The following is a 17,370-nucleotide window of genomic DNA, read 5'->3' on the forward strand; positions in this document are numbered from 1 at the left end:
TGGCCGCGCAATGCGGATGGATGCGCGAAGGGGGACGCAGCCAATAGCCGGGCTATTGGCAAGCCGCCCGACAAAGCAGACGCCGCATTGCGCAGCCAGCCCGAAGGGAAAGCCATCCAGGCCGTGCATTGCGTCGTTGCCCTTCGCTTGTGTCGCCAAGCTACACGGCACTCAGGGCGCCTAGCACTGCGCGGCCTGGATGGCGTTCGCGTGGGGGCATTGAATGGCGACACGCCCTGGCCCACATCCCCGGGATGCTTGGGGTAAGCTCGCCCGGCACGCTTATGACCTATTCCCTCAATACCTTGAACGCATCGGCTGCGGCCAAGTCGCCGCCCCGCACGGGCGCAGCCCGTTTTGGCCATGAGATTGGCCTGCTGGTGGGCCTGCTGGCCCTGGTTTTCTGGCTGCTGGCGCTGGTCAGCTATTCGGCCCAGGACGCGGCCTGGTCCACGTCGGGGGCGCGGGATGCGCGCGCCGTGGCGAACTGGGCCGGGCGTTTTGGCGCTTGGCTGGCCGATGGCAGCTATTTTGCGATGGGCTTTTCGGTGTGGTGGTGTGTGGCGGCGGGCGTGCGGGCCTGGCTGTCGTCGTTGGCGCGCTGGATGCGTGGGGGCGAGGCCGTGGCCGGGGCCGCCGGTCCGCTGGTGCGCCGGGCCACGTTCTGGCTGGGCCTGGTGCTGCTGATGGGCGCCAGCACCGCGCTGGAATGGTCGCGGCTGTACCGCTTTGAATCCTTCCTGCCGGGCCATGCCGGTGGCGTGCTGGGCTATCTCACGGGGCCTGCCGGTGTGAAGTGGCTGGGCTTCACGGGCTCGGGGCTGCTGGCCATTGTGCTGGCCGTGCTGGGCGCCGCGCTGGTGTTCCGCTTTTCGTGGGGCCATGTGGCGGAGTTTCTGGGCGGCCGCATCGATGCCCTGGTGCAGTCGCGCCTGGCAAAGCGCGAAGTGGCCAAGGATGTGGCCGTGGGCCGCAAGGCCGCGCGCGAGCGCGAAGTCGTGGTGCTGGAGGAGCGCACCGAGATCGAGGAGCACCATCCCCAGCCCGTGCAGATCATCGAGCCCGTGCTGGTGGAGGTGCCGCAAAGCACCCGCGTGGTGAAAGAGCGCCAGAAGCCCTTGTTCACCGAAATGCCCGACAGCAAGCTGCCGCTGGTAGACCTGCTCGACGGCCCGCTGCAGCGCCAGGAAACCGTGGCCCCCGAGACGCTGGAGATGACCAGCCGGCTCATCGAGAAAAAACTCAAGGACTTCGGCGTGGAAGTGCGCGTGGTCGCGGCCATGCCCGGCCCGGTGATCACGCGCTACGAGATCGAGCCCGCCACGGGCGTGAAGGGCTCGCAGATCGTGGGCCTGGCCAAGGACCTGGCGCGCTCGCTCAGCCTGGTGTCCATCCGTGTGGTGGAAACCATCCCCGGCAAGAACTACATGGCGCTGGAGCTGCCCAACGCCAAGCGCCAGTCCATCCGCCTGTCCGAGATTTTGGGATCGCAGGTTTACCACGAGGCCAAGAGCATGCTCACCATGGGCCTGGGCAAGGACATCGTGGGCAACCCGGTGGTGGCTGACCTGGCCAAGATGCCCCACGTGCTGGTGGCCGGCACCACGGGCTCGGGCAAGTCGGTGGGGATCAACGCCATGATCCTCTCGCTCTTGTACAAGGCCGAGGCGCGTGATGTGCGCCTGTTGATGATCGACCCCAAGATGCTGGAAATGTCGGTCTACGAAGGCATCCCGCACCTGCTGGCGCCGGTGGTGACCGACATGAAGCAGGCGGCCCACGGCCTGAACTGGTGCGTGGCCGAGATGGAGCGCCGCTACAAGCTGATGTCCAAGCTCGGGGTGCGCAACCTGGCAGGCTACAACGTCAAGATCGACGAGGCCAAGGCGCGCGAGGAGTTCATCTACAACCCTTTCAGCCTCACACCCGAGGAGCCCGAGCCGCTGCAGCGCCTGCCGCACATCGTGGTCATCATCGACGAGCTGGCCGATCTGATGATGGTGGTGGGCAAGAAGATCGAAGAGCTGATCGCCCGCCTGGCGCAGAAGGCGCGCGCGGCCGGCATCCATTTGATTTTGGCCACGCAGCGCCCCAGCGTGGATGTGATCACCGGCCTGATCAAGGCCAACATCCCCACCCGCATCGCGTTCTCGGTGGGCTCCAAGATCGACAGCCGCACCATCCTCGACCAGATGGGCGCCGAGGCGCTCTTGGGCATGGGCGACATGCTCTACATGGCCAGCGGCACGGGCCTGCCGATCCGGGTGCACGGCGCCTTTGTATCGGACGAGGAAGTCCACCGTGTCGTCAGCTACCTCAAGGAACAAGGGGAGCCGGACTACATCGAAGGCGTGCTCGAGGGCGGAACTGTGGACGGCGACGGTGATCTGTCAGGGGACGGCGCTGGCGGCGAAGGGGGCGAGAAGGACCCCATGTACGACCAGGCCGTGGAAGTGGTGCTCAAGGACCGCAAGGCCAGCATCTCGTACGTGCAGCGCAAGCTGCGCATTGGCTACAACCGCTCGGCGCGCCTGCTCGAAGACATGGAAAAGGCGGGATTGGTCAGCGGCCTCACGGCCAGCGGCCAGCGCGAAGTGCTGGTGCCGAACCGCAGCGAATGACGGGCCAGGCCGCCGGGCCGGCCCGCCCCCCCAGGAGTTTCTGTTGAAAAAGATCGCTACTGCAATTTTGATAGCTGCTGCGGCAAGCGCAGCAAGCGCTGACGGCCTGAAAAGCCTGGAAGCTTTCATGAAGGGCACCCAGGCGGGCAAGGCGGATTTCACGCAGACCGTGACATCGCCCCCCAAGGAGGGCCAGGCTGCGCGCACCAAGACATCCAGCGGCAGCTTCGAGTTCCAGCGCCCCAATCGCTTCAAGTTTGTCTACAAGAAGCCGTTCGAGCAGACCATCGTGGCCGACGGCCAGACGCTGTGGCTTTACGACGTGGACCTGAACCAGGTCACGCAGCGCTCGCAGGTGCAGGCGCTGGGCAGCACGCCCGCCGCGCTGCTGGCGTCGGCGCCCGACCTGTCAGCGCTCAAGGCCGAATTCACGCTGGAGGCCGCCCCCGATGCGGACGGGTTGCAGTGGGTGCTGGCCAGCCCCAGGACCAAGGACGGCCAGCTCAAGAGCGTGCGCGTGGGGTTTGCCGGCGAGCAGCTGGCGGCGCTCGACATCCTGGATAGCTTTGGCCAGCGCTCCCTGATCCGCTTTACCGGCATGCAGGCCAATGCGGCGCTGCCTGCCAGCAGCTTCCAGTTCAAGCCGCCTGCCGGGGCGGATGTGGTGAAGCAATAGATTGCTCTATAAAAGATAGCTGCTAGCGCATGCCGGTAGGGCGATAAAGGCACTTTTGCTTTGAATCGCCCTTGAAAAGCGTGATGTAGACAGGACCCCTTCCACCATGGCCACACGCAGTGCCTCCACCCCGCCTCCGGCACACCCGGCCACCCACCAGCCCCTGGCCGAACGCCTGCGGCCCCGCCTGCTTGCCGAGGTGATTGGCCAGCAGCATGTGCTGGGCCCGGGCATGCCGCTCAGGCTCGCGTTTGAATCGGGCCGGCCGCACAGCTGCATCCTCTGGGGGCCGCCGGGCGTGGGCAAGACCACCATCGCGCGGCTCATGGCCGATGCGTTCGACGCGCAGTTCATCAGCATCAGTGCCGTGCTGGGCGGGGTCAAGGACATCCGCGAAGCGGTGGAGCAGGCCCAGGCCGCGCGCGATGGGCTGATGCAGCAGCGCACCATCGTGTTTGTGGACGAGGTGCACCGCTTCAACAAGAGCCAGCAAGACGCCTTTTTGCCGCATGTCGAATCGGGTCTGTTCACCTTCATCGGCGCCACCACCGAGAACCCCTCGTTCGAGGTCAACTCCGCGCTGCTGTCGCGCGCTGCCGTGTATGTGCTGCAGCCGCTGTCCGAGCAAGATTTGAAGAAAATCGTGGCCCTGGCGCAGGCGGCGCAAGCGCTGCCAGCTATCGAAGATGTAGCAATCGACCGCCTGGTGGCCTATGCCGACGGCGATGCGCGCCGCCTGCTCAACACGCTGGAGACCCTGGCCATGGCGGCCACGCAGGAAAAGCTCACTGAGATCACCGACCTGTGGCTGCTGCGCGTGCTGGGCGAGCGCATGCGCCGCTACGACAAGGGCGGCGAGCAGTTCTACGACACCATCAGCGCGCTGCACAAGTCGGTGCGCGGCTCCGACCCCGATGCCGCGCTGTATTGGTTGGTGCGCATGCTCGACGGCGGGGCCGATCCGCGCTACATGGCGCGCCGCCTGGTGCGCATGGCCAGCGAGGACATCGGCCTGGCCGACCCGCGCGCGCTGCGTCTGGCGCTCGATGCCACCGAGGTCTACGAGCGCCTGGGCAGCCCCGAAGGCGAGTTGGCGCTGGCCGAATGCGTGGTGTACCTGGCGGTGGCGCCCAAATCCAACGCGGTCTACAAGGCCTACAACGCGGCGCGGGCCTGGGTCAAGCAGGATGGGACCCGGCCTGTGCCCCTGCATTTGCGCAATGCGCCCACAGCGCTCATGAAGCAGCTCGACTACGGCAAGGGCTACCGCTACGCGCATGACGAAGAGGGCGGTTTTGCGGCCGGTGAGAACTACCTGCCCGAAGGCATGGCCGAGCCTGGCTTCTACCAGCCGGTGGAGCGCGGCCTGGAGATCAAGATTGCACAGAAGATGCGTGCGCTGCGCGATCGCAATGCCTCCGCAGGCCCCGGCGAAGAGGTCTGAACAGGGGGGTGGAGGCTGCATTATGCTGATTTTGCATAATGCAGGTAATAAGTTTGCACATCAATGATCCTGCGTGAATCATTTTTCCTTATGCGGTGCGTTGTGCGCTGATGGGGCGAAAACCCGAGGGAAAACCCCGCCCGGCATGGATAGGGGCCGTTGAGACTACTCGCTACAATCCCGTCCACAAACCCGCACAGCTGCATTCCTGGCGGGTTTTTTGCTAGATGGCAGTCGGGCCCACAAGGCTGTACCGATTCCGGTGCCTAAGCGGTGGGTGCGTCACAAACGAAGGACTTCTCTTATGGACATTTTGCTGCAACAGATCATCAACGGTCTGGTTCTCGGCAGCATGTACGCCTTGATAGCCTTGGGCTACACGATGGTGTACGGCATTATTCAACTCATCAATTTTGCCCACGGCGAGGTGCTCATGATCGGCGCCCTGACCAGTTGGAGCTGTATTGGAATGATGCAGGCGGCCATGCCGGGTGCGCCAGGCTGGGTGATCCTGCTGCTGGCCACCATCATTGCCTGCGTGGTGGCTGCCACACTGAATTTCACGATCGAGAAAATCGCCTACCGGCCGCTGCGCAGCAGCCCGCGCCTGGCCCCCTTGATCACCGCCATCGGCATGTCGATCCTGCTGCAGACGCTGGCCATGATCATCTGGAAGCCCAACTACAAGCCCTATCCGACGCTGCTGCCCAGCTCGCCGTTCCAGATCGGTGGCGCCTTCATCACCCCCACGCAGATCCTGATCCTGGGCGTGACGGCGGTGGCCCTGGCCTCGCTGGTCTATCTGGTCAACCACACCAACCTGGGCCGCGCCATGCGCGCCACGGCGGAAAACCCCCGCGTGGCCTCCCTGATGGGCGTGAAGCCCGACATGGTGATCTCGGCCACCTTCATCATCGGCGCCATCCTGGCGGCCATCGCCGGCATCATGTACGCGTCCAACTACGGCACGGCGCAGCACACCATGGGCTTCCTGCCCGGCCTCAAGGCCTTCACGGCGGCGGTGTTCGGCGGCATCGGCAACCTGGCCGGCGCGGTGGTGGGCGGCATTTTGCTGGGCCTGATCGAAGCGATTGGCTCGGGCTACATCGGCACGCTCACGGGCGGCCTCTTGGGCAGCCACTACACCGACATCTTTGCGTTCATCGTGCTCATCATCATCCTGACGCTGCGCCCCTCGGGCCTGCTGGGTGAGCGTGTGGCGGATCGCGCCTGAGGAGCCTCACACCATGAAGAACACCAAAACCAACTGGATCCTCGGCGCTGTGGCGCTGCTGGTGCTGCCGCTGATCCTGCAATCCTTCGGCAACGCCTGGGTGCGCATTGCCGACCTGGCCCTGCTGTATGTGCTGCTGGCCCTGGGCCTGAACATCGTGGTGGGCTATGCCGGCCTGCTCGACCTGGGCTATGTGGCGTTCTATGCCGTGGGCGCCTATCTGTTTGCGCTGATGGCATCGCCCCACCTGGCGGACAACTTTGCGGCCTTTGCGGCCATGTTCCCGAACGGCCTGCACACCTCGCTGTGGCTGGTGATTCCGGCGGCGGCAATATTGGCGGCGTTTTTTGGGGCGCTGCTCGGGGCACCTACGCTCAAGCTGCGCGGTGACTATCTGGCCATCGTGACCTTGGGCTTTGGCGAAATCGTCCGCATCTTCCTGAACAACCTGGACCACCCCGTCAACCTGACCAACGGCCCCAAGGGCCTGGGCCAGATTGACTCGGTCAAGATCTTCGGCCTGGACCTGGGCAAGCGGCTGGAGGTGTTCGGTTTCGACATCAGCTCCGTCACGCTGTATTACTACCTGTTCCTGGTGCTGGTGGTGCTGTCCGTCATCATCTGCTACCGCTTGCAGGATTCGCGCATCGGCCGCGCCTGGATGGCCATCCGCGAAGACGAAATCGCCGCCAAGGCCATGGGCATCAACACCCGCAACATGAAGCTGCTGGCCTTCGGCATGGGGGCGTCCTTTGGTGGCGTGTCCGGCGCCATGTTCGGCGCATTCCAGGGCTTCGTCTCGCCCGAATCCTTCAGCCTGATGGAGTCGGTCATGATCGTTGCCATGGTGGTGCTGGGCGGTATCGGCCATATCCCGGGCGTGATCCTGGGTGCCGTGCTGCTGTCGGCTCTGCCCGAGGTGCTGCGCTATGTGGCCGGCCCGCTGCAGGCCATGACGGACGGCCGCCTGGACTCCGCCATCCTGCGCCAGCTGCTGATCGCGCTGGCCATGATCGTCATCATGCTGATGCGCCCCCGCGGCCTGTGGCCATCGCCCGAGCATGGCAAGAGCCTGACGCAGAAGAGCTGAAGACGAACACCACTGAAAGTTAGCAATGACAGAGAAATCCAATGAAGTGGTGCTGAAGGTCGCCGGTATTTCCAAGCGCTTCGGCGGCCTGCAGGCCCTGTCCGACGTGGGCATCACCATCAAGCGCGGCCAGGTCTATGGTCTGATCGGCCCCAACGGTGCTGGCAAGACCACGTTCTTCAACGTGATCACCGGCCTGTACACCCCAGACGCCGGCACGTTCGAGCTGGCGGGCAAGCCCTATGAACCCACGGCCGTGCACGAAGTGGCCAAGGCTGGCATCGCCCGCACCTTCCAGAACATCCGCCTGTTTGCCGAAATGACGGCGCTCGAGAACGTGATGGTGGGCCGCCACATCCGGACCAAGTCGGGCCTGCTGGGCGCTGTGCTGCGCACCAAGGGTTTCAAGGAAGAAGAGGCTGCGATTGCCAAGCGCGCGCAGGAATTGCTGGACTACGTGGGCATCGGCAAGTTTGCCGACTACAAGGCGCGCACGCTGAGCTACGGCGACCAGCGCCGCCTGGAGATTGCCCGGGCGCTTGCCACCGACCCGCAGCTGATCGCCCTGGACGAACCCGCCGCCGGCATGAACGCCACCGAGAAGGTGCAGCTGCGCGAGCTGATCGACCGCATCCGCAACGACAACCGCACCATCCTGCTCATCGAGCACGATGTGAAGCTGGTGATGGGCCTGTGCGATCGCGTGACGGTGCTCGACTACGGCAAGCAGATCGCCGAAGGCAACCCTGCCGAAGTGCAGAAGAACGAAAAAGTGATTGAGGCCTATCTGGGCACCGGAGGACATTGAGAATGGCCGAAAAATCCAACAAGGTACTGCTGCAGGTCAAGGGCCTGAAGGTGGCCTACGGCGGTATCCAGGCCGTCAAGGGCGTGGACTTCGAAGTGCGCGAGGGTGAGCTGGTCTCGCTGATCGGCTCCAACGGCGCCGGCAAGACGACCACCATGAAGGCCATCACCGGCACACTGGCCATGAACGATGGCGACATCGAATACCTGGGCAAGAGCATCAAGGGCAAGGGCGCCTGGGATCTGGTCAAGGAAGGCCTGGTGATGGTGCCGGAAGGCCGTGGCGTGTTCGCGCGCATGACCATCACCGAGAACCTGCAGATGGGCGCCTACATCCGCAAGGACAAAGCCGGCATCCTGGCTGACATCGAGAAGATGTTCACCATCTTCCCGCGCCTGCGCGAGCGCAAGGACCAGCTGGCCGGCACCATGTCGGGTGGCGAGCAGCAGATGCTGGCCATGGGCCGCGCGCTGATGAGCCAGCCCAAGGTGCTGCTGCTGGACGAGCCTTCCATGGGCCTGTCGCCCATCATGGTGGACAAGATCTTTGAAGTGGTGCGCGATGTGTACGCCCTGGGCGTGACCATCGTGCTGGTGGAGCAGAACGCCAGCCGCGCGCTGGCGATTGCCGACCGTGGCTATGTGATGGAGTCTGGCCTGATCACCATGACCGGCCCCGGCCAGCAACTGCTGAACGACCCCAAGGTGCGTGCCGCCTACCTGGGCGAGTAACCGGCGCTCACTCCTTCGGCAGCGTTCTGTACTGGGGCGCTCCAAATCCAAGCACTGTCCAAGGGCAGTGCTTTTTTTGCGCCCGCTCCCGGGTGACGGAGGGGGGGCTGTGGGATTTTTTTGCCGCCTGATTTGCTATCTATTTAATAGCTGCTTGCGCAGGTCTCAAGGCGCGGCAAGGCAGTTTTGTCGATAATCCAGGTTTTGCCCGGGCCCCGACCCCTTGCCATGAACGCGCTCCAATCCTTGCCTATCTCGCTGCAAACCGTGCTGCTGCTGGTCGCCAGCAATGTCTTCATGACCTTTGCCTGGTACGGACACCTGAAAAACCTGGCGTCCTCGCCCTGGTACACGGCGGCGCTGGTCAGCTGGGGTATTGCCCTGTTCGAGTACCTGCTGCAGGTGCCTGCCAACCGGATCGGCTTCACCCAGTTCAACGTGGGGCAGCTCAAGATCATGCAGGAGGTGATCACGCTGGCCGTGTTCGTGCCGTTTGCGGTGTTCTACATGGGGCAGCCTCTGAAGTGGGACTATCTCTGGGCCGGGCTGTGCCTGGTGGGGGCGGTGTACTTCATTTTTCGTAGCGCCTGAGCCGTGGGCGCGCACCGGGGCCCTGCCCGGGTGCATGACCGCATGACGTGCAGGCATCGGCCGGTGCGGGGCGGACGGTTAAACTCCCCGGGTCACGAAGCAGTCATGGTTTTGTCATGACTTGGCCCTCTTTTAAAATTCGATCCCGTTCCAGGAGTTCCCATGCTGTTTGCCAAGCTGTTGCCACGCGAAGGCAATTTTTTCGAAATGTTCAACCAGCATGCGGACCGCATCGTCGAGGCCGCCCGGGCCTTCTCGCAGCTGGTAGCGAACTACAGTGACCCGCACCTGCGGGACAAATACAACCAGGATGTGGACAACGCCGAACGCGCCGCCGACCGTGTGACGCACGAGGTGAACAAGGCCATCCACAAGACCTTCATCACCCCCATCGACCGCGAGCAGATCCACACGCTGATCAACACCATGGACGACGTGGCCGACCTGATCCAGGACTCGGCCGAGACCATGGCGCTGTACGACGTGCGCCATATGACGGAAGAGATCACGCGCCTGACCGACCTGAGCCTCAAATGCTGCGAGCGCCTGCGCGATGCCGTGAAGCTGCTCGAAAAGATTGCGGATCCAGCCGTGGCTGAAGCCGCACTCAAGACCTGCGAAGAGATCGACAAGCTCGAATCCGATGCCGACCGCGTAATGCGCAGTGCCATGAGCAAGCTGTTCCGCGAGGAGCCCGATGTGCGCGAGGTCATCAAGCTCAAGGCCATCTACGAGTTGCTGGAGACGATCACCGACAAGTGCGAGGACGTGGCCAACTGCATCGAGGGCATCGTCCTCGAAAACTCCTGATCCGCACAGGCTGACCAGCATGGAAACCGTACAGACGGCCCTCTGGGTTGTGGTCCTGCTCGTGGCGCTCGCGATCCTGTTCGATTTCATGAACGGGTTCCACGACGCCGCCAATTCGATTGCCACGGTGGTCTCCACCGGCGTGCTCAAGCCCGCGCAGGCGGTGCTGTTCGCGGCGTTCTTCAACTTCGTGGCGATCTTCATCTTCCACCTGAGCGTGGCGGCCACCGTGGGCAAGGGCATCGTCCAGCCCGGGGTGGTCGATACCCACGTGGTGTTCGGTGCCCTGGTGGGTGCCATCACCTGGAACGTGATCACCTGGTACTACGGCATCCCCAGCAGCTCCTCGCATGCGCTGATCGGCGGCATCGTGGGCGCGGTGATCGCCAAGGCAGGCGCCAGTGCGCTGATCTCGGCGGGCATCCTCAAGACCGTGGCCTTCATCTTTGTCTCGCCGCTGCTGGGCTTTGCGCTGGGGTCGCTCATGATGGTGGCGGTGGCCTGGATCTTCCGGCGCACCCGGCCCAGCAAGGTGGACAAGTGGTTCCGGCGGCTGCAGCTGTTGTCTGCGGGCGCCTACAGCCTGGGCCACGGCGGCAACGATGCGCAAAAGACCATCGGCATCATCTGGCTGCTGCTGATCGCCACCGGGTATGCGTCGGCGTCCGATGCCTCGCCGCCCACCTGGACCATCGTGAGCTGCTACGTGGCCATCGGCCTCGGGACCATGTTCGGTGGCTGGCGCATCGTGAAGACCATGGGTCAGAAGATCACCAAGCTCAAGCCCGTGGGCGGCTTCTGCGCCGAGACGGGCGGGGCGCTCACGCTGTTCCTGGCGACCACACTGGGCATTCCGGTCTCGACCACCCACACCATCACCGGTGCCATTGTGGGCGTGGGCTCGACCCAGCGTGCCAGCGCCGTGCGCTGGGGCGTGGCGGGCAACATCATCTGGGCCTGGATTCTGACCATTCCCGCCAGCGCTTTTGTGGCCGCCGTGGCGTACTGGATCAGCCTGCAGCTCTTCTGAGGACGGCTCGCGTGCTCTCAAGGCTGGCCGCTGGCATCAACTGGCGACCGCCCGCTTGAAAACAACCAAGGCCCCGGCAGATGCGCATCTGCCGGGGCCTTGGTGTTTGGGGGCGGGGCCTGCTCTTACTGCGAGATCTTGCGTGCTTCCTCGATCTGGTATTCGAAATACCGCTGAAAGCTGAACGCGAGGCTGGCCATCAGCACTGTGGTGCCGATCAGCAGCGACACCACGATGGCGCCGATGGTGATCCACCGGGTCTGTCCGGGCGCGGCATCTGCGGGGGCGCCGGGGTTGTAGCGGGCGTTCCAGACCTCCGGCGTGGTCAGTGCATACAGGATGGCGCGCAGCGCGCAGCCGGCGATGGTGAAGCCCAACAGGGGTATCAGCATCCAGCTGGTGTGGTCGTCCTGCCCCAACTGCTGCACCCGCTGTATGCCGTAGATGCCCAGGGCGGTCGGGATGGGGAGCAGCCAGCCCAGCATGTCGGAGAGGCCGTGCAGGTAGAAGCGGTGCAGGCCCAATGGCCCCCCCACGAAGGCGAGCCAGGCCGCCACAGTCTTGTTTTTCATGCGGGGTGTCATTCGGGTGATGTGGTGTCGCCTGCGCCCAGGGTCTTTTCCATGAGCACGATGTCGCGCCAGGCGCCGAACTTCCAGCCCACCGAGCGCATGGTGCCCACATCGGTGAACCCGAGCGCCCGGTGCACGCCGATGGAGCCCGCGTTGGCCGAGTCGCCAATCACGGCCAGCAGCTTGCGCACGCCCGCCGCTTCGGCCTGCGTGGCCAACTCGGCCAGCAGCTGGCGGCCCAGGCCCATGCCACGGGCACTGTCGGCCACGTAGATCGAATCCTCGGCCGAGAAGCGGTAAGCCGGGCGCGGCTTGAACCAGTTGGCGTAGGCAAAGCCCAGCACCTGTCCGTCCTGTTCGGCCACCAGCCAGGGCAGGCCACGCGCCAGCACGTCGGCGCGGCGGCCTGCCATGTCGGCTTCGGAGGGCGGATCGATCTCGAAGGTGCCCGTGCCGTGGAGCACATGGTGTTGGTAAATGGCGGTAATGGCGGGGATATCGCGGTCGGTGCTGGGGCGGATGGTGGGCATTGGAACAAATGGATATAATCGCGGGCTTTGCAGCGTGTCGCTGGCCGGGTGGCCATGTCGCGTGTCTCAAGCGTTGCGAATATGGTTGCGAACACTGTGGCTTTCGGCAAATGTTGCCGGAGTTCACCACCCGAAGGATAAATCATGGTCGTCATTCGACTCTCCCGCGGCGGCTCCAAGGGCCGTCCTTTCTTCAACATCGTCGTTGCTGACAAGCGCGTGCGCCGTGATGGCCGCTTCATCGAGCGCATCGGCTTCTACAACCCCACCGCCAAGGAAACCGAAGAAGGCCTGCGCATTGTGCAAGACCGTCTGGCGTACTGGGTGGGTGTGGGCGCTCAGTCCTCCCCCACGGTGGACCGCCTGATCAAGCAAGCCGCCAAGAAGGCTGCTTAAAGCTCCCTGAAAAGGGCGGGTTCCGTCGGCTTGCCTGGCGGAACCCGCCCTTTTCCTATTCTGGAATCCCCCTGCCATGGCCACCATTCCCCTGACCCTCGAACCCGCAGAACTGCCACCCGATGCTGTAGAGGTGGGGCGCATTGCCGATGCCTGGGGCGTCAAGGGCTGGTTCAAGGTGTTGTCCCACAGCAGCAGCCCCGAGGCGCTGTTCGCGTCCAAGCGCTGGTACCTGCAGCCATCCGAGCGGGGTGCCAAGGCATTTGCCGGCACGGTGCTGCTGTCCATCCGCCAGGCCAAGGACCATTCCGACACCGTGGTGGCCTGGGCGCAGGGCATTGATGACCGCAATGCCGCTGAGGCCTTGCGCGGCGCGCGCATTTTTGTGCCCCGGTCGAGTTTCCCTTCCACCTCGGAAGACGAGTTCTACTGGGTCGATCTGATCGGCCTGTCGGTTGTCAATCGCGAAGGCGTGGCGCTCGGGCAGGTGCAGGAGCTGATGTCCACCGGCCCCCAGACCGTGTTGGTGCTTGCCTACGAGCAGGATGGCAAGGCGCAAGAGCGCATGATTCCTTTTGTCTCGGCGTTTGTGGACAAGGTGGAGCTGCCCGAAAAGCGCATCACGGTCGATTGGCAGCCGGACTACTGATCGGGCTTCGCTCCCTCACGCCGCGCACCATGCGCTTTGACATCATCACCCTGTTTCCCGAGCTGTTCGCGCCCTTCCTGGCGAGCGGCGTGACGCGCCGCGCCTATGCCAGCGGCCAGGTCGATGTGCGCCTGTGGAACCCGCGCGACCATGCCGAGGGCAACTACCGCCGGGTGGACGACCGCCCGTTTGGCGGCGGCCCTGGCATGGTGATGATGGCCGAGCCGCTGCTGCGGTGCCTTGCGGCCATCCGTGTGGAGCGGGCGGAGCCGGAAGAGGGCCGGGCGCCGCTGGTGCTTTTTTCGCCCATCGGGGCATCGCTCAACCATACCGCCGTGGAGCGCTGGTCTGCCAGTGCGGGCGCCGTGCTGCTGTGTGGCCGCTACGAAGGCATTGACCAACGATTCATCGACGCGCATGTGGATGTGCAGATGAGCCTGGGGGACTTTGTGCTCTCGGGCGGTGAGATCGCCGCCATGGCCTTGCTGGATGCCGTGGCACGCCTGCAGCCCGGCGTGCTCAACGACGAAGGCAGCCACCAGCTCGACAGTTTCAACCCGGCGCTCGACGGCCTGCTCGACTGTCCGCACTACACGCGGCCAGAGGTGTGGGCGGGGCAGCAGGTGCCAGCGCCGCTGATGTCCGGGCACCATGCGCAGATCGAGCGCTGGCGGCGCGACCAGCGCCTGACCATCACGGCCCGCCACCGCCCCGATCTCATCGACGCGGCGCGCCAGGCCGGGCGCCTGGCCCCGGCAGATGAGGCGGTATTGGCCAAGCTCGCCTGAATTGTTATAATCAAAGGCTTTTCGATCCTCTGGCCGGCCGTTTTGACAGGGATTTCTCCCGCAAAACACTGAACCGTCAATCCCGACGCAGCCATTTTTGGCGCGGACAAGATCGTTGGATATCAAACATGAACCTGATCCAGACCCTGGAAGCGGAAGAAATCGCCCGCTTGAACAAGACCATCCCCGAATTCGCCCCTGGTGACACCGTCATCGTGAGCGTGAACGTGGTGGAAGGTACCCGCAAGCGCGTGCAGGCTTACGAAGGCGTGGTGATTGCCAAGCGCAATCGCGGCCTGAACAGCGGCTTCACCGTGCGCAAGATCTCCAGCGGCGAAGGCGTGGAACGTACGTTCCAGACCTACAGCCCGCTGATCGCCGGCATCGAAGTCAAGCGCCGCGGCGACGTGCGCCGTGCCAAGCTGTACTACCTGCGTGACCGCAGCGGCAAGTCGGCACGTATCAAGGAAAAGCTGCCACAACGCGTCAAGGTTGCAGCTGCCACCGCCGCTTAATCCAAGCAAGGCGAGGGCCTGCCCTGACAAGCCGCTACAGCATCTGCCTGTAGCGGCTTTTTGTTTTTTGGCTTGTTGAATCCGAACCTGAACCTGAACAGAAACTTTTGAGTGAACGCATCTCCTCCTTTCCCCGCCGTTTCATCCGTCGTAGCTCCGCTGTCCAGCCTGCCTGATTTCGACCCCCGCCTGGTGCCGGTGGTGGGTGTGGACGCGCACCTGCCCGCTGTGCCTGCGGCGGCGCAGACGCCCGAGGCGCTGCGCGCGCGGTTTGCGCACCCGCCCCGGTGGGAGCCCGAGGTGCTGCTGGAGAAGAAGTTCATGAACCGCGAGCCAGCCCACGCGTCCGTGCTGCTGGCGATCATGCTGCGCGAGCAGCCCACGGTGTTGCTGACCGAGCGCACCGCCCACCTGTCCACCCACTCGGGGCAGGTGGCTTTCCCGGGCGGGCGGGCAGACCCGGGCGACGCCACGGCCGCCGACACCGCCTTGCGCGAGGCGCAGGAAGAGGTGGGGCTGGCACCCGAATTCGTTGAGGTGCTGGGCACCTTGCCGACCTATGTCACCGGCTCGTCCTTCATCATCACACCGGTGGTGGCGCTGGTGCGGCCGGATTGTGTGCTGCAGCCCAACCCTTACGAGGTGGCGGACCTGTTCGAGGTGCCGCTGGCGTTTCTGCTGGACCCCGCGAACCACCGGCGCCATGTGTTCGACCGGGACGGCGTGCACCGCGAGTGGTTTTCCATGCCCTACCAGGACGGCCACAAGAACCACTTCATCTGGGGTGCGACGGCGGGCATGCTGCGCAATTTCTACCGCTTCATGCGGGCCTGATCGCGCTTGCACATAAAGGGTGCATGGGGGCGAAGCCCCAGTATCATTGCCCCCCATGAGTTTCTTCGCCATCCTGTTCGCTCTGCTGATCGAGCAGGCCCGCCCCCTGGCACGCAGCAACCCCATCCATGCGGGGCTGCGGGCGTGGGCGCTGTCCGTGAGCCGCAATTTCGATGCGGGCAAGCCCCACCATGGCTGGGTGGCCTGGAGCCTCGCGGTGCTGTTCCCGGCCTTGATCACCCTGGCCATCCATTGGGCGCTGTTGTGGGGCCTGGGCTGGCCGTTTGCCGTGTTGTGGAGCGTGGCGGTGCTGTATGTCACGCTGGGGTTCCGCCAGTTCAGCCACCATTTCACGGGCATCCGCGATGCGCTCGAAGAGGGGGATGAAGACGCGGCCCGTGAACGTCTGGCCCATTGGCAGCAGGTGGATGTGGGGGCCTTGCCCCGCAGCGAGATCGTGCGCCATGTGATCGAGTATTCGGTGTTGGCTGCGCACCGCCATGTGTTTGGGGTGCTGGCCTGGTTCTCGGTGCTGGCTGCACTGGGCCTGGGGCCCACGGGGGCGGTGTTGTACCGCCTGGCCGAATTTGTTTCGCGCTACTGGCACTACAAGCAGCGCGCGGGCACGCAGCCCGCCAGTGCCTCCCTGCAGCAGGCCTGTGCCCAGGCCTGGACTCTGGTGGATTGGCTGCCGGCGCGGCTTACCGCACTGAGCTTTGCGGTGGTGGGCAGCTTCGAGGAAGCGATCGAGGGCTGGCGCTTTCATGCACAGCGCTTCCCCAACGACAACGATGGCGTGGTGCTGGCTGCCACGGCCGGTGCGATCAATGTGCGCCTGGGTGGAGAGGCCCTGAAGTCCCGCACCGAAATGCAGGCCCCCCAGGGGCTGGAGATCGATGCCGACTTGGGTGACAGCGATTCCACCCCCGGCCGTGAGCCCGAGGTGGGCCACCTGCGCAGCGTGGTGGGGCTGGTGTGGCGCTCGGTGGTGGTCTGGATGCTGCTGCTGGCGCTGCTCACGCTGGCTCGCCTGCTGGGGTAAGGTGGGGCGCCTCCCTGGCGCAGGCCCCGGGTCAGTAACGTGTGTGGCTCAGTTCGTCAAATAAATCACTATAAATTTTGTAGCGTGTGGCGCTTATTCCGCCTGTGCTAGAGCCTTTTTTTACAGCATCCAGCACGCCACAGCCGGGCTCGTGCAGGTGGGTGCAGTTGTAGAACTTGCAGTCGGTGGCGTGTTCTGCAATGTCGGGCATGCAGGCGGCCAGTTGCATGGGGGCGATGTGGTGCAGGCCGAATTCCTGAAAGCCCGGCGAATCGATCAGCGCCGTGGTGCGCGCCGCGTCCGTCCAGTACCAGTGGGTGCTGGTCGTGGTGTGCTTGCCGGAGTTCAGCGCCTGGGATATTTCGCCGGTCAGCACGGTGGCGCCTGGCACCAGCAGGTTGATCAGCGTGCTCTTGCCGGAGCCTGAAGGGCCCAGCACCAGCGTGGTCTTGCCTTGCAGGTGTTCCATCAGCAGCGCGCGGTCCACGTCGCTGGAGAGCGCCAGTGACAGCGGCAGCACACCGTAGTGCTTGCCGGCACCCATGTGCCGGTACGGCAGCAGCCGTTCCCAGGCGCGGGCGAAGGGTTCCACCAGGTCGCTTTTATTGAGCGCAATGATGGGTTTGATGCCCTCGGCTTCGGCCGCGATCAGGGCGCGGGAGAGCTGGCTTTCGGAGAACACAGGTTCCGCTGCGATCAGGATCAGCACCTGGTCCAGATTGGCCGCAAACGACTTGGTGCGGATCTCGTCCTGGCGGTAGAAGAGGTTGCGCCGCGGGAGCACCTTCTCGATGGTGCCTTCGTCCCCTTGGCCGGGCGGGGGCGCTTGCCACAGCACCCGGTCGCCCACCACGGCCTGGCTCTTCTTGCCCCGGGGGTGGCAGATGCGGCGTTCTCCGTCGGCGGTTTCAACCATGCAGTGGCGCCCATGGCTGGCCACCACGGTGCCTTCCATGAGGGCGCTGCGTTCAGCCATGGGGGTGCGGGTAAAAGGTCATGCGGCGACGCC

Annotated in this window: 19 protein-coding genes; 16 read left to right on the top strand and 3 right to left on the bottom strand. The window is 64.5% G+C overall.

The window, feature by feature from the left end; translation table 11 throughout:
• Nucleotides 1-284: 284 nt before the first annotated feature.
• The 10 genes from DBV10_RS19945 (at nt 285) to DBV10_RS19990 (ending at nt 11,035) form a co-directional block, all read left to right on the top strand.
• On the top strand, nt 285-2,621 hold the full coding sequence (locus tag DBV10_RS19945; RefSeq protein WP_124515309.1) for a DNA translocase FtsK: 2,337 nt from the start codon (nt 285-287) through the stop codon (nt 2,619-2,621).
• Nucleotides 2,622-2,664: 43 nt separating this feature from the next.
• Nucleotides 2,665-3,297 carry an outer membrane lipoprotein chaperone LolA gene (gene lolA, locus DBV10_RS19950; RefSeq protein WP_124515310.1) on the top strand — a complete coding sequence of 211 codons (633 nt, stop codon included), beginning with the start codon at nt 2,665-2,667 and terminating at the stop codon, nt 3,295-3,297.
• A 106-nt stretch (nt 3,298-3,403) separates the two neighbouring features.
• A complete protein-coding gene (locus DBV10_RS19955) occupies nt 3,404-4,741 on the top strand; it encodes a replication-associated recombination protein A (RefSeq protein WP_124515311.1) in 1,338 nt (445 codons plus the stop codon).
• A 304-nt stretch (nt 4,742-5,045) separates the two neighbouring features.
• Nucleotides 5,046-5,975: a branched-chain amino acid ABC transporter permease gene (locus DBV10_RS19960; protein WP_124515312.1), complete on the top strand. Its 930-nt coding sequence runs from the start codon at nt 5,046-5,048 to the stop codon at nt 5,973-5,975.
• A gap of 13 nt (nt 5,976-5,988) precedes the next feature.
• Nucleotides 5,989-7,065, top strand: coding sequence for an ABC transporter ATP-binding protein (locus DBV10_RS19965; protein WP_124515313.1), 1,077 nt, complete (start codon nt 5,989-5,991; stop codon nt 7,063-7,065).
• Nucleotides 7,066-7,090: 25 nt separating this feature from the next.
• Nucleotides 7,091-7,873: an ABC transporter ATP-binding protein gene (locus tag DBV10_RS19970; RefSeq protein ID WP_124515314.1), complete on the top strand. Its 783-nt coding sequence runs from the start codon at nt 7,091-7,093 to the stop codon at nt 7,871-7,873.
• Nucleotides 7,874-7,875: 2 nt separating this feature from the next.
• Nucleotides 7,876-8,604 (top strand): ABC transporter ATP-binding protein, encoded by a 729-nt coding sequence (locus DBV10_RS19975; RefSeq protein WP_124515315.1) that lies wholly within the window; start codon nt 7,876-7,878, stop codon nt 8,602-8,604.
• 228 nt (nt 8,605-8,832) lie between these two features.
• Nucleotides 8,833-9,195: a DMT family protein gene (locus tag DBV10_RS19980; RefSeq protein WP_124515316.1), complete on the top strand. Its 363-nt coding sequence runs from the start codon at nt 8,833-8,835 to the stop codon at nt 9,193-9,195.
• Nucleotides 9,196-9,357: 162 nt separating this feature from the next.
• Complete coding sequence (locus tag DBV10_RS19985; RefSeq protein WP_015013100.1) at nt 9,358-10,005, top strand: DUF47 domain-containing protein; 648 nt, start codon at nt 9,358-9,360, stop codon at nt 10,003-10,005.
• A gap of 19 nt (nt 10,006-10,024) precedes the next feature.
• On the top strand, nt 10,025-11,035 hold the full coding sequence (locus DBV10_RS19990; RefSeq protein WP_124515317.1) for an inorganic phosphate transporter: 1,011 nt from the start codon (nt 10,025-10,027) through the stop codon (nt 11,033-11,035).
• Between the two features lie 125 nt (nt 11,036-11,160).
• Here the strand turns inward: DBV10_RS19990 and DBV10_RS19995 are convergent, their stop codons facing one another.
• Both DBV10_RS19995 and DBV10_RS20000 read right to left on the bottom strand, forming a co-directional pair.
• Nucleotides 11,161-11,607, bottom strand: coding sequence for a TM2 domain-containing protein (locus DBV10_RS19995; RefSeq protein WP_124515318.1), 447 nt, complete (start codon nt 11,605-11,607; stop codon nt 11,161-11,163).
• An 8-nt stretch (nt 11,608-11,615) separates the two neighbouring features.
• Nucleotides 11,616-12,137 (bottom strand): GNAT family N-acetyltransferase, encoded by a 522-nt coding sequence (locus tag DBV10_RS20000; RefSeq protein ID WP_124515319.1) that lies wholly within the window; start codon nt 12,135-12,137, stop codon nt 11,616-11,618.
• Between the two features lie 144 nt (nt 12,138-12,281).
• Between DBV10_RS20000 and rpsP the strand changes: the two genes are divergently transcribed.
• The 6 genes from rpsP to DBV10_RS20030 all read left to right on the top strand — a co-directional run bounded on the left by rpsP (nt 12,282) and on the right by DBV10_RS20030 (nt 16,361).
• Nucleotides 12,282-12,533, top strand: coding sequence for a 30S ribosomal protein S16 (gene rpsP / locus DBV10_RS20005; RefSeq protein ID WP_063461301.1), 252 nt, complete (start codon nt 12,282-12,284; stop codon nt 12,531-12,533).
• Nucleotides 12,534-12,609: 76 nt separating this feature from the next.
• Nucleotides 12,610-13,182 carry a ribosome maturation factor RimM gene (gene rimM, locus DBV10_RS20010; RefSeq protein WP_124515320.1) on the top strand — a complete coding sequence of 191 codons (573 nt, stop codon included), beginning with the start codon at nt 12,610-12,612 and terminating at the stop codon, nt 13,180-13,182.
• A 29-nt stretch (nt 13,183-13,211) separates the two neighbouring features.
• Entirely contained in the window at nt 13,212-13,970 is a 759-nt protein-coding gene (gene trmD / locus DBV10_RS20015) for a tRNA (guanosine(37)-N1)-methyltransferase TrmD (protein ID WP_124515321.1), read from the top strand.
• A 128-nt stretch (nt 13,971-14,098) separates the two neighbouring features.
• Nucleotides 14,099-14,485 carry a 50S ribosomal protein L19 gene (gene rplS / locus DBV10_RS20020; RefSeq protein WP_099729610.1) on the top strand — a complete coding sequence of 129 codons (387 nt, stop codon included), beginning with the start codon at nt 14,099-14,101 and terminating at the stop codon, nt 14,483-14,485.
• Nucleotides 14,486-14,596: 111 nt separating this feature from the next.
• Nucleotides 14,597-15,319, top strand: coding sequence for a CoA pyrophosphatase (locus DBV10_RS20025; RefSeq protein WP_233590000.1), 723 nt, complete (start codon nt 14,597-14,599; stop codon nt 15,317-15,319).
• A 55-nt stretch (nt 15,320-15,374) separates the two neighbouring features.
• Complete coding sequence (locus DBV10_RS20030; RefSeq protein ID WP_124515322.1) at nt 15,375-16,361, top strand: CobD/CbiB family protein; 987 nt, start codon at nt 15,375-15,377, stop codon at nt 16,359-16,361.
• 31 nt (nt 16,362-16,392) lie between these two features.
• Here the strand turns inward: DBV10_RS20030 and rsgA are convergent, their stop codons facing one another.
• Complete coding sequence (rsgA, locus tag DBV10_RS20035; RefSeq protein WP_124515323.1) at nt 16,393-17,337, bottom strand: ribosome small subunit-dependent GTPase A; 945 nt, start codon at nt 17,335-17,337, stop codon at nt 16,393-16,395.
• Nucleotides 17,338-17,370 lie beyond the last annotated feature (33 nt).

Source organism: Acidovorax sp. FJL06 (assembly GCF_003852545.1).
In the GTDB taxonomy this organism is placed as follows: Bacteria; Pseudomonadota; Gammaproteobacteria; order Burkholderiales; family Burkholderiaceae_C; genus Acidovorax.

Excerpts from the sequence above, each read along its gene's own strand:
- DBV10_RS19945 (WP_124515309.1), top strand. The coding sequence starts at position 285 with ATGACCTATTCCCTCAATACCTTGAACGCATCGGCTGCGGCCAAGTCG.
- DBV10_RS19955 (WP_124515311.1), top strand. The coding sequence starts at position 3,404 with ATGGCCACACGCAGTGCCTCCACCCCGCCTCCGGCACACCCGGCCACC.
- DBV10_RS19960 (WP_124515312.1), top strand. The coding sequence starts at position 5,046 with ATGGACATTTTGCTGCAACAGATCATCAACGGTCTGGTTCTCGGCAGC.
- DBV10_RS19965 (WP_124515313.1), top strand. The coding sequence starts at position 5,989 with ATGAAGAACACCAAAACCAACTGGATCCTCGGCGCTGTGGCGCTGCTG.
- DBV10_RS19970 (WP_124515314.1), top strand. The coding sequence starts at position 7,091 with ATGACAGAGAAATCCAATGAAGTGGTGCTGAAGGTCGCCGGTATTTCC.
- DBV10_RS19975 (WP_124515315.1), top strand. The coding sequence starts at position 7,876 with ATGGCCGAAAAATCCAACAAGGTACTGCTGCAGGTCAAGGGCCTGAAG.
- DBV10_RS19980 (WP_124515316.1), top strand. The coding sequence starts at position 8,833 with ATGAACGCGCTCCAATCCTTGCCTATCTCGCTGCAAACCGTGCTGCTG.
- DBV10_RS19985 (WP_015013100.1), top strand. The coding sequence starts at position 9,358 with ATGCTGTTTGCCAAGCTGTTGCCACGCGAAGGCAATTTTTTCGAAATG.
- DBV10_RS19990 (WP_124515317.1), top strand. The coding sequence starts at position 10,025 with ATGGAAACCGTACAGACGGCCCTCTGGGTTGTGGTCCTGCTCGTGGCG.
- DBV10_RS19995 (WP_124515318.1), bottom strand. The coding sequence starts at position 11,607 with ATGAAAAACAAGACTGTGGCGGCCTGGCTCGCCTTCGTGGGGGGGCCA.
- DBV10_RS20000 (WP_124515319.1), bottom strand. The coding sequence starts at position 12,137 with ATGCCCACCATCCGCCCCAGCACCGACCGCGATATCCCCGCCATTACC.
- rpsP (WP_063461301.1), top strand. The coding sequence starts at position 12,282 with ATGGTCGTCATTCGACTCTCCCGCGGCGGCTCCAAGGGCCGTCCTTTC.
- rimM (WP_124515320.1), top strand. The coding sequence starts at position 12,610 with ATGGCCACCATTCCCCTGACCCTCGAACCCGCAGAACTGCCACCCGAT.
- trmD (WP_124515321.1), top strand. The coding sequence starts at position 13,212 with ATGCGCTTTGACATCATCACCCTGTTTCCCGAGCTGTTCGCGCCCTTC.
- rplS (WP_099729610.1), top strand. The coding sequence starts at position 14,099 with ATGAACCTGATCCAGACCCTGGAAGCGGAAGAAATCGCCCGCTTGAAC.
- DBV10_RS20030 (WP_124515322.1), top strand. The coding sequence starts at position 15,375 with ATGAGTTTCTTCGCCATCCTGTTCGCTCTGCTGATCGAGCAGGCCCGC.
- rsgA (WP_124515323.1), bottom strand. The coding sequence starts at position 17,337 with ATGGCTGAACGCAGCGCCCTCATGGAAGGCACCGTGGTGGCCAGCCAT.